Annotated in this window: 8 protein-coding genes and 1 pseudogene; 5 read left to right on the top strand and 4 right to left on the bottom strand. The window is 71.5% G+C overall.

From position 1 onward, the window contains the following. Positions 1–874: pseudogene (locus tag VJR25_RS00680) on the bottom strand (hypothetical protein); the annotation flags it as partial. 112 nt (positions 875–986) lie between these two features. Here VJR25_RS00680 and VJR25_RS00675 point away from each other — a divergent pair. Further along, the gene (locus VJR25_RS00675) at positions 987–1760 is read left to right on the top strand and encodes an HAD-IIB family hydrolase (protein ID WP_324111488.1); all 774 of its coding nucleotides are present in this window, start codon (positions 987–989) and stop codon (positions 1758–1760) included. 9 nt (positions 1761–1769) lie between these two features. Here VJR25_RS00675 and VJR25_RS00670 read toward each other — a convergent pair whose 3' ends face one another. Then, complete coding sequence (locus tag VJR25_RS00670) at positions 1770–3998, bottom strand: glycoside hydrolase family 3 C-terminal domain-containing protein (protein WP_324111486.1); 2229 nt, start codon at positions 3996–3998, stop codon at positions 1770–1772. 93 nt (positions 3999–4091) lie between these two features. Between VJR25_RS00670 and VJR25_RS00665 the strand changes: the two genes are divergently transcribed. From VJR25_RS00665 to VJR25_RS00650, 4 genes are all read left to right on the top strand, one after another. Continuing rightward, positions 4092–4697 carry a helix-turn-helix domain-containing protein gene (locus tag VJR25_RS00665; protein ID WP_324111484.1) on the top strand — a complete coding sequence of 202 codons (606 nt, stop codon included), beginning with the start codon at positions 4092–4094 and terminating at the stop codon, positions 4695–4697. Next, positions 4694–5893 carry an ROK family transcriptional regulator gene (locus VJR25_RS00660; RefSeq protein WP_324111482.1) on the top strand — a complete coding sequence of 400 codons (1200 nt, stop codon included), beginning with the start codon at positions 4694–4696 and terminating at the stop codon, positions 5891–5893. Before VJR25_RS00665 ends, VJR25_RS00660 begins: the two co-directional genes overlap by 4 nt. A gap of 108 nt (positions 5894–6001) precedes the next feature. Then, a complete protein-coding gene (locus tag VJR25_RS00655; RefSeq protein WP_324111480.1) occupies positions 6002–7312 on the top strand; it encodes an MFS transporter in 1311 nt (436 codons plus the stop codon). A gap of 20 nt (positions 7313–7332) precedes the next feature. Next, positions 7333–8817, top strand: a complete 1485-nt coding sequence (locus tag VJR25_RS00650) for a carboxylesterase/lipase family protein (protein WP_324111478.1) — start codon at positions 7333–7335, stop codon at positions 8815–8817. A gap of 121 nt (positions 8818–8938) precedes the next feature. On the opposite strand, the gene VJR25_RS00645 is transcribed toward VJR25_RS00650, so the two are convergent. Next, positions 8939–9925 (bottom strand): LLM class F420-dependent oxidoreductase, encoded by a 987-nt coding sequence (locus VJR25_RS00645; RefSeq protein ID WP_324111476.1) that lies wholly within the window; start codon positions 9923–9925, stop codon positions 8939–8941. A 199-nt stretch (positions 9926–10124) separates the two neighbouring features. After that, on the bottom strand, positions 10125–11111 hold a 987-nt coding region (locus VJR25_RS00640), incomplete at its 5' end, for an amidohydrolase (protein WP_324111474.1).

Genomic DNA, 11111 nt, shown 5'->3' with positions numbered 1-11111 from the left:
CCGAGTAGGCGGCGCGGCGCTGCTCTCCCGGCTCCCCCACCCAGATGACGAGATCGTCGAACTCCTGCCCGGCCATGGCGCGCACGAACGGACGGCCGGCCTCCGGATAGGGGGTGATGCGATCGGGCTGGAAGACGCGGTCGAACAGCGGCCCGTCGCCCGTCTCGCCGAACGCGTCGACCCACCCGCGGTAGGTTCGGTTGACGAACACGATCTGCTTGGACTGATTGAAGGCGACGACACCGAAGCCGACCGAGTTGAGCACCTCCGCCATGAGGAACTGCTGGCGGCGGCCTCGGATCAGAGCGGTCTCCACGAGTCGCGAATGCGACCGCAGCAGCACGGTCTGCGCGCGCGTTCGACGGGCGGCGAGGTAGACGGTCATGGCGATGAATCCGAGCGCGATGGGCAGCAGCACGATCGCGGCGAAGTCGTTGATGACGAGCGGGCCGCCGATGAGCACCCGGCCGAGCCAGATGACGAGGATCGCGAGGTTGACCCCGACGATCGTCTCGGTCACGGTGAAGGCGCGTGCGAGCCAGATCACCGGGAAGACCAGCAGGAGGCCCGATCCGAGCTGCGGCTCGGCGGCGCGCACGAGACCGATCGCCACGATGTTCAGCAGCGGCAGGACGACGCGCCACCGACGGGGGACGCGATCCCACGGCACCAGCGCGGCGACGCCCACCAGGACGAACAGGGACCCGATGCCGCCGAAGATCGTCGGATTCGTGAGCGTGTCGGGCGCGAACGCCATGAGCGCGACGATGATCACGAGCTCGGTCGCCGAGATGAGCATCTGCGACCCGAGGATGGCTGCGGAGGCGCGCGACGAGGATGAGCGCCCCGACGCGTCTCGAGCCCCCCTCGTCATGGTTGTCATCCTATCCAGCCTGCGACTGCGGCCGTGATGGGCCGTTCATGGTTCTCACCGGCAGGTTTGACAGAATGGGCCGATCCCTCACCCGACCGACCTCGGAGCATGCATGTCCTCCCCGCGCCTGATCGCCTTCGACCTCGATGACACCCTGGCGCCGTCCAAGGTGGCGATCGATCCGCGCATCGGCGCCCAGCTGATCGCCCTCGCCGAGCACATCGAAGTGGCCATCATCTCGGGTGGCCAGCTCGGCCAGTTCCAGACCCAGGTGGTCGACCGGCTGCCGGCGGCCGACGCATCCGTGCTCGACCACATCCACCTGCTCCCGACGTGCGGCACGCAGTACTACCGGATCGAGGCGGACGGGCTGCGCACCGTCTATGCGCATGCGCTCGCCGACGACCAGAAGCAGCGGGCCATGGCGGCCGTCGAGTCGGAGGCGCGGCGCCTCGGCCTGTGGTCGGAGCGCACCTGGGGCCCCGCCGTGGAGGACCGACGCTCGCAGATCACGTTCTCCGCGCTCGGCCAGCAGGCGCCGCTCGCCGAGAAGGCCGCCTGGGACCCGACCGGTGCGAAGAAGAACGCGCTGCGCGAGGCCGTCCAGGCCGTGCTGCCGGACCTCGAGGTGCGCTCCGGCGGCTCGACGTCCGTCGACATCACCCACCGCGGCATCGACAAGGCGTACGGGATGAACCAGCTCAGCGAGCAGACCGGCATCCCGCTCGGAGACATGCTGTTCGTCGGCGACCGGCTCGACCCCGACGGCAACGACTACCCCGTGCTCGCCATGGGCGTCGCGTGCCAGGCCGTGGACGGCTGGCACGCGACGGCGGACTTCCTCGACCGGCTGCTGCCGACGCTTCCCGCCCGCGTCCGCAGCTGAGCCGGGACGTCAGGCGTTGGAGGCGGCGATCAGCTCCTCCAGCTGCTCGCGGCTGATCGGCGCGCCCGGGAACGAGACCATGCGGCCGATCGGGAACGACGCCATCATCTTCGCCATGCCCTCGTCGCCGCCGCCCAGATCGATGCCGCCGAACATCTCCGCCATGGCCTGCTGCACGATCGGACCGGCGACCGGGTGCTGCACCAGGTCGGCGACCGACGACTCGAACGACAGCGGCAGGTACAGGGCGTCCCCGGCCACCTCGACCGTGGTGGAGCTGCGGATGTCGCGGCTCGACGCGGCCACATCGACCGTGTACGCGCCGCCCACGACGATCCACTCGTCGACGCGGACGTCCCAGTAGGCGAGGTCCGTGCGGCGCACCGTCAGCTGGACCGACGTGGTCTCGCCCGGCTCCAGCGACACGGTCGCGAAGGCCTTGAGCTCGCGCGGCGGGCGCTGCACGGCGGACGCGGCGAGCGACGTGTAGAGCTGGACGACCTCGCGACCGGCGATCGCGCCCGTGTTGGTGACCGGCACCGTCACGAGGATGTCTCCCGCCGCGTCGACGACGGCGTCGGCATCCCCATACGCGAAGGTCGTGTACGAGAGGCCGTGGCCGAACGGGTAGGCGACCTGCAGGCTCTTCTCGTCGTACCAGCGGTAACCCACGAGAAGGCCCTCGCCGTAGCGGACGTGCCCGAACTCGCCGGGGAAGTTTCCGTAGGACGGGTTGTCCGACAGGCGCAGCGGGATGGTCTCGGTGAGCTTGCCCGACGGGTTGACGGCACCGAACAGCACATCGGCGGTGGCACCGCCGCCGGCCTGCCCGAGCAGCCACGCCTCGACGATCGCGGGCACGCTCGCGGCGAACGGCAGGGCCACGACACCGCCGTTGGAGAGCACCACGACGGTGTTCGGATTCGCCGCGACGACCGCGTCGATGAGCTGCAGCTGCGCCGCGGGAAGGTCGATGTGCTCGCGGTCGAAGCCCTCGGACTCCTCCGACGCGGGGAGACCCGCGAAGACCACGGCGACCTCCGCGGCGGATGCGGCGACGACGGCCTCCGCCCGCAGGGCTGCGGCATCCCCCGAGCCGTCCAGCGTGAACCCGGGAGCGAAGACGACCTCGGTCTCGGCGTGCGCGCGGATCTCGTCGAGCGCGTTCTCGAGGCGGGTGGGGTTGATGAGCGAGGATCCGGCGCCCTGGTAGCGCGGGGTGCGGGCGAACTCGCCGATCACGGCCAGCTTCGCGGAGCGCTCGAGGGGCAGGATGCCGCCCTCGTTGCGCAGCAGCACGATCGCGCGACCCGCGGCCTCACGCGCGAGGGCGTGGTGGGCGTCGACGTCGAGCGGGCCGGATGCCGCGGGGCGCGCCTGCGCCTTGCGGACGAGGTCGAGCACCCGGTTCGCGGCGAGGTCGAGGGAGGCCTCGTCGAGCGTGCCCTCCTGCACCGCGGCGACCAGCTGCGCATCCGTCCGGCCGCCGGAGGACGGCATCTCGAGGTCGAGGCCTGCGGGCAGGCCCACGACGCGGTCGTTGACGGCTCCCCAGTCCGACACGACGAGGCCTTCGAAGCCCCATTCGCCGCGCAGCACGTGGGTGAGCAGCCACGGGTCCTCGGACGCGTACACGCCGTTGATGCGGTTGTACGAGCACATCACGGTCCACGGCTGCGCATCCTCGACCACGCGTTCGAAGCCGCGCAGATAGATCTCACGCAGCGGCCGCGGATCGACGTCGGAGCTCGCCCGCATGCGGTCGTGCTCCTGGTTGTTCGCGGCGAAGTGCTTGAGCGACGAGCCGACCCCCTGAGACTGGATGCCTCGCACGAGGCCGGCGCCCATCACGCCCGAGACGATCGGGTCCTCGGAGAAGTACTCGAAGTTCCGCCCGCACAGGGGCGACCGCTTGATGTTGATGCCGGGGCCGAGGATGACTGCGACATCCTCGATGGCCGACTCCACCCCCAGCGCGACACCGATCCGCTCCGCGAGGGCGGCATCCCACGAGGCGGCGAGACCCACGGCCGGCGGGAAGCACGTCGCGGGGACGCTGTCGGCGAGGCCCAGGTGGTCGCTCGCTCCGGACTGCTTGCGCAGGCCGTGCGGGCCGTCGGTGAGCATCACGGAGGGCACGCCCACCCGCTCGATGCCCTTCGTGGTCCAGAAGTCGCGACCGCTGGTGAGCGACGCCTTCTCTTCGAGGGTGAGGTCGGACGCGGTCACGTCGGTCATGCCGGTACCTTTCGACGGCGGATGGGCGGGGTAAAACCGTACATCACTCGGTTTTAGCTGCGCAAGGGTCGATTCGCGGTCTACGCTCGGTACATGGCAAAGCGCGGGTCCTATGCGAAAGGCGTCGCCAAGCGCGACGAGATCCTCACCCGTGCCCTGGACGTCGTCGCCGAACAGGGCTTCCGCAGCGCCTCGGTGCGCGAGATCGCGGATGCCGTCGGCCTCAGCCAGGCGGGACTGCTGCACTACTTCGGCACGAAGGAGCAGCTGTTCGTCGAGATCCTGCGCAAGCGCGACGAGGTGGATCTGACCCGGTTCGAGCACGAGACGGACTCCCCCGACTTCATCGCCGAGGACTACACCGCCCTGGTCGCGCACAATGCCGAGGTGCCGGGCCTCGTCGAGCTGTTCTCGCGCATGTCCGTCGAGGCGGCCGACACCGCACATCCGGCGCACGAGTACTTCCTGCACCGCGGCGACGAGGTGCGCACCTCGTTCACGGCTGCGCTGCGTGCCCAGCAGGATGCCGGGAAGCTGACCGACCGCGTCGACGCGGAGGCCCTCGCGCGCATCTTCCAGGCCGTCTCCGACGGGATGCAGCTGCAGTGGCTGGTCGACCGCGACGTCGACATGGCTGCGGCCGTGCGGGCGCTGTTCGACGCACTGTCCACCGCGCCGCGACCCGCTGAGCGGCCGTGAGCGCGGCGATCCTCGACACGGCGGACATCCGCCGCCGCAACCTCTCGGCCGTGCTCGCGCACCTGGTCGAGCAGGGCGCGGCATCCCGGAGTGCGCTCGCCGACGCCACGTCGCTGTCGCGCGGCGCCGTGACGTCGCTGGTCGCAGACCTCATCGAGGCCGGACTGCTGCGCGAGACCGAAGCCGTGGCCGCGGCGAAGGGCCGCCCGCGCGTGCTGCTGGAGCCAGCGGGCGACAGCCTGTGCCTCGTGACGGCCCTGCTCGACGCCGACCGGGCGACGGTCGTGGCATCCACCCTGTCGGGCACCGAGTTGTGCCGCGTGGAGCACCGACACGGCCGGCCGATGGCAGACCCGGCCGCGATCGCGGCAGTGCTGGCGGCTGCCGTCGACGAGCTGCAGGCCTCCGTGCCGCGCCGGATCGTCGACGTGTCGATCGTCGTCTGGGCGCCGGTCGGCGGCGCTCCCCCGGTGGTGCTCGCCGACACGGATCTGGAGTGGGGCGAGGTCGACCTCGTCGCGCTGGTGCGCGACCGGTCGGCGGCGGTGCGCACCTTCGAGACCGGCGGCGGCACGGTTCAGCTGCTCCCGGACTCCGACGTCGCCGCGCTCGCGGAGCACGCCGCGGCCGGGCACCCGGACGGGATGCTGTACCTCAAGGCGGACTCCGGCATCGGCGGGGCCATCGTGCTCGGCGCGGACGACCCGCACGTGCTCAGCGCCGCGCTCGGACACCAGCCGATCGTGCCGGACGGCCTGCCCTGCCTGTGTGGGCAACGCGGCTGCCTCGTGACCGTGGCCGGTCCGGACCTGCTCCTCGCCCAGGCCGGGCTCGGCGAGGTCGCCGCGGCCGAGGGCCTTGCCGCGGCTCTGACGGAGTTCACCGCCCGCGTGCGCGACCGCGAGCCGCAGGCGCTCTCGGCGTGGACGCCCGCCTGCGCCGAGGTGGCACGCGCCCTCCAGATCGCGGCGGTGGCGTTCGGTCCCGAGCTCATCGTGCTCGGCGGCTTCTACGCGGACCTCGCGGCGGACGTGGACGCCGTCTTCCGCCGCATCCAGCCGCGTCTGGCCGATTCCCCCGCCGTGCGCGTGCCTCGGATCGCCGGGAGCATCCTCGGCGCGGATGCCGCCCTGCGCGGCGCTCAGCGGGACGCCCGCGCCCGCGTGACCGGGGATCCGCTGCGGCTCGTGCGCTGATCCATATATTTCAGGACTTGAACTTTAGGCGGATCGGGCGCAGACTGAAATCCCGAACACCATTCGTGTTTCGTTCGGTCCCCGACCACTCGACGAAGAGGAGTCCTGATGACGATGCATCCCACCGGCGATCCGGCAGCGTCAATCGCCCCCACCGGCACCATCTCGGCCGGCCGGCCCGCGACCGGAGAGGCACCCGCGAGTCCCCCGCCGGGCAGGGCGCTGCTGCCGGGCATCCTCGTCAACGCGCTCGCCCTGTTCGCGACCTACGGCGGCCTCATCGTCGTGCTGCTGCCCTCGCAGCTCTACGTGCTCGACCCCGCGCACAAGGTCGACAACCTCGCGATCGTCACGACCGTGTCGTTCGTGTTCACGCTGTTCGCGCAGCCGATCGTCGGGGCCCTGAGCGACCGCACCCGCTCGCGGTTCGGACGCCGCGCGCCGTGGATGGTCTCGGGTGCGCTCATCGGCGCGCTGTTCCTGTTCGGACTCGGCGCCCTGAAGTCCCTCTTCTGGATCGCCGTCTTCTGGGCGGTCATCCAGGTCGCGCTGAACGCGCTGCAGGGACCGCTGTCGGCGATCACGGCCGACCGCTTCCCCCGCAATCGACGCGGCGGCGCGAGCGCGATGTTCGGCATCGGCACGCAGGTCGGGATGACGGCCGGCGTGATGCTGGCCGGATACCTCGCCACCGCCGTCGGCATCGGCTACACGGTGTTCGGCATCGTCGTCGTGGCGGCGACGCTGCTGTTCGTGCTCGCCAACCGCGACTGGTCATCGAAGCACGCCGCCGTCGGGAGCTGGAGCTGGAAGGCGTTCCTGTCCGGCTTCTGGATCAGCCCCCGCCGCAACCCCGACTTCTTCTGGGCTTTCACCGCCCGGTTCCTGCTCATCCTCGGCTACTTCGTCGTCAGCGCGTACCAGCTCTACATCCTCACCGACTACATCAAGCTGTCGCTCGGCGACGCGCAGAAGGCCGTCGGCACCCTGGCGCTCGTGGCCCTCGTCCCGACGCTGATCGCGATCGTCCTGTCGGGCTGGTGGAGCGACAAAGCGGGACGCCGCAAGGTGTTCATCTACGCCGCCTCCGCGGTGATGGTGGTCTCGCTCGCGTTCCCGCTCGTCATGCCCACCCTCACCGGGATGATCATCATGTCGGTGCTGAACGGCGTCGGCTTCGGCCTGTACATGTCGTGCGACGCCGCCCTCATGACGGAGGTGCTGCCCAACGCGGGGCAGGATGCCGGCAAGGACCTCGGCATCCTGAACGTCGCCACCAACATCCCGCAGGCCCTGAGCGCCGTCATCGCCGCGACCATCATCCACTCGTTCGGCGGCTACCCGTCGCTGTTCGTGTTCGGCATGGTGTTCGTGGTGATCGCCGCGCTGGCGCTGATCCCCATCAAGAGCGTTCGCTGACACCGTCCCGGAGGCACCCCATGACCGACACCACCACCGCAGTCCACGCGGAAGCCGTCACCACGAAGGGCGCCGTGCGCGGATTCTGGCGCGGCGACCCCGGTGCGGCGGAGGCATCCGCCGCGTTCCTCGGCATCCCGTTCGCGAAGGCCCCGGTGGGTGCGCTCCGCTTCGCGGCGCCCGAGCCCGTCGACCCGTGGGAGGGCGTGCGCGACGCGCTCGAGTACGGTGCCACCGCGCAGCGGGGCGATCCGGGCGTGACGCTCATCCCGGAGCCGTCGGTGCCGGGCGAGTCCACGCTGAACGTCAACGTGTTCACGCCCGCGCCCGGCGATGCGGATGCCGCCCTGCCGGTGCTGGTGTGGATCCACGGCGGCGGGTACTTCGCCGGATCGCCGGCGAGCCCGTGGTACGACGGCCGGGCGTTCAACCGCGACCGCGTGGTGACGGTCAGCGTCGGCTACCGGCTCGGCTTCGTCGGGTTCGGGCACGTCGAGGGCGCGCCGGAGAACCGCGGCGTGCGCGACTGGATCGCGGCCCTCGAATGGGTGCAGGAGAACATCCGCGCGTTCGGCGGCGACCCGGGGCGGGTGACGATCGCCGGCCAGTCCGCCGGCGGCGGCGCCGTGCTGACGCTGCTCGGCATGCCGAAGGCGCAGCACCTGTTCCACGGGGTGTGGGCGCTGTCGGGCGCCACGGCGGACGTGACGCCGGAGCGGGCGCGCACACTGTCGGCGAAGATCGCGAACAGCCTCGGCATCCCGCCGACCCGGGCCGCTTTCGAGGCCGTCGACGAGGACCGCCTGATCGAGGCGCAGAAGGCCGCCAGCGACGTCCGCGACATGTCCGCGCTCGTCGAGGAGGGACTCGGGCTCGGGCCCGCGATCGACGGCGACCTCATCGTGCGGCCGACGAGCGACTCGCTGCGTGCGGGTGTCGGGGCCGACAAGCCGCTCGTGCTCGGCGCCACCGACGACGAGTTCTCGATGGCCCTGGCCGGGCAGGAGAAGAAGCTGCGGTGGATCCCGCTCGGGCTGCTGCTGGGCAAGCTGGGGCTCGCCGGCCCGCGGCGCCGCCGGTACCTCGCCGCGAACCGGGACGCCGTCGCACGCGGACACGCCGCCGTGCTCGGGCGGCTGATCACCGACCGGATGTTCAAGACCGCCGTGGTGCGCACCGCGGAGGCGCGCGGGGATGCCCCGACCTGGGTGTACCGGTACGCGTACGCCGGATCGCCGTTCGGCTCGGCGGTGCACTGCATCGACGTGCCGTTCTGGTTCGACTGCCTGGACTCCGAGGTGGGGATCCCCGCGCTCGTCGGGCCGAACCCGCCGCGGGCGCTCGCGGAGGCGACGCACGGCGCCGCCGTCGCGTTCATCCGCGACGGCGCCGCCGAGTGGCCGGCGTGGTCGGAGCGCCCGGGCGCCGGGCGCGTGTTCGGGGGTGCGGCATCCCGCCCCGACGTGGACCCCGACGCCTACGCCGGCGTCCGCCCGCTGCTGTAGCGCGAACCCTCATCCAATGACGCGAACCCTCACCGGAATACGGCCGAAAGCCGACATTCGGTGAGGGTTCGCGTATCTCGGTGAGGGTTCGCGAGTGGGGCGGGGAGGACGGGGGCGGGCGTCAGCTCAGGGCGGGGATGACCTCGCGGGCGAAGAGGTCCCAGCCGGAGGTGTCGTAGGCGAGGTCGGCGAAGTAGTGGATGCTGTAGCCGAGGCCGTGCCGGGCGCGCTCGGCCAGGCGCTCGGCGACCTGCTCGGGCGTGCCGAAGCCGTCCGAGGTCAGGTACTCGCGCTCGAACGCGTCCGCGCGCTCCTGCCCGAGGTGCGGCAGCACGCGCGCCTTCGCGGCGGCCAGGCGGTCGCGCGCCTCGGCCTCGGTCTCGGCCACGAGGGTCAGCAGGTTGCCGGACAGCGTGATCTCGTCGGCATCCCGCCCGATCGCCGCGCAGTGCTCGCGCAGCACGGCCGCCTTGCGGTCGAAGGTCTCGAGCGTCCCGGAGAAGTTCGTGTAGTCCGCGTACTTCGCCGCGATCTTCAGCGTCACCTGCTCGCCGCCACCGGCGACCCAGAGCGGGATGCCGCCCGGCTGCACCGGCAGCGGCTGCACGATGGCGCCCTCCACCTGGTAGTGCCGGCCGTTGAGCGTGGCTGTGCCGGTGGTCCACGCCTGGTGCATGATCTCGACGCCCTCGCGCAGCATCCGCAGGCGATCCGGCACCCCGGGGAAGCCGTAGCCGTACGCCCGCCACTCGTGCTCGTACCAGCCGCCGCCGATGCCCATCTCGAGGCGCCCGCCGGAGACGTGGTCGACGGTCGCGGCGACCTTGGCGAGATACGCCGGGTTGCGGTAGCCCATGCACGTGCACATCTGGCCGAGGCGGATGCGCGAGGTGGATGCCGCGAACGCGGACATCAGCGACCAGGCTTCGTGCGTGGCCTCCTGGCTCGGAACCGGCACCGTGTGGAAGTGGTCGTAGACCCAGGCGGACTCCCACGGTCCGGCATCCGCCTTCTCGGCGAGCGTGCGCATGGTGGTCCAGTGGTCTGCAGGGTCGATGTCGACGAGGTCGAATCGCCAGCCCTGCGGCAGGAAGGTTCCGAATCGCATGCGCTCCACGCTACGCCCGCGGGGAGCCGCGTTTCGTCTCGCTCCTTCGTCGCTCGCTCAACGACCGGGGAGGGGAGCGCGTTTCGTCTCGCTCCCTCGTCGCTCGTTCAAGGGTCACGAAATGCGGGTCAACCCCGCAGAACGTGACCCCTGAACAGACGAAGGCCCCACGGGCATCTTGCCTCCCGGGGCTCAAGGGTCACGAAACGCGGGTCGTACCCGCAGAACGTGACCCTTGAACACAAGGGGTGCGCACGGGGATGCCGTCGAGCACCGTGTCGAGCACCGGCACGTGGGCGAGGTCCTCGGGCGGGGTCGCCAGCGGATCGGCGGCGAACACCGTGAGGTCGGCACGCTTGCCCGGGGTGATCGTGCCGGTGACGTCGCTCAGCCCGGCCGCGGCGGCGGCGTGCGACGTGTAGCCCTCGAGCGCCATCAGCGCGGTAAGCGCCTGCTCGGGCTGAACGGGGGCCACGTCGGGCCGCAGGGCGGGGCGGCGCAGGATCGCGTCGGCCATCATCGCCCGCGGGTCGTACGGCGTGATCGGCCAGTCCGAGCCGAGCGCGAGGATGCCGCCGGCGTCCCGGATGTCCCGGCACCGCCAGCCGCGCGCGGCCCGCTCCGGACCGAGCCGCACCGACCAGTTGTCGGTGCGGTCGGCGCGGGTGTGGTGCGTGCCGTGGATGGGCTGCATGCTCGCCGCAACCCCGAGGGCGCGGAACCGGGCGACGAGCTCGTCGGGGATGGTCTCGATGTGCTCGATGCGGTGCGCAGCGAGGAGCCGGGCTGCCCCCGTGGCCTCGAGCGCGTCGAGCACGTAGTGCACGCCCCGGTCGCCGATCGCGTGGGTGGCGGTGGGGATGCCGCGCTCGACGAAGTAGCCGAGGGCGTCCGCGTACGCGGCCGGGTCGCTCCACACCGACGTCGTGCCCTGCCCGTACACGTCGGGATGCTCCAGCCAGGCGGACCCGTTGTCGATCGTGCCGTCGATGAAGAACTTCACCCCGTGCACGCCCCACCGGCGCCCGCCCGTGCGCTGCAGCGCGGCGACCGCGGCGAGGTCCGCCGCCGACGCGCCGCCGAGCACCATGGGCGAGAAGCGCAGCCGCACCGGCAGGTCGCCGTCACTCTCGAGGGCCTCGACGAGCGCCCGGGAGTCGTCGGCGAAGTCCATCACGTGCGTCGA

It is taken from the genome of Microbacterium sp. (genome assembly GCF_035277845.1).
In the GTDB taxonomy this organism is placed as follows: Bacteria; Actinomycetota; Actinomycetes; order Actinomycetales; family Microbacteriaceae; genus Microbacterium.
The sequence above is the reverse complement of the archived record's forward strand: the minus strand, read 5'-3'. Positions and strand labels throughout refer to the sequence as shown.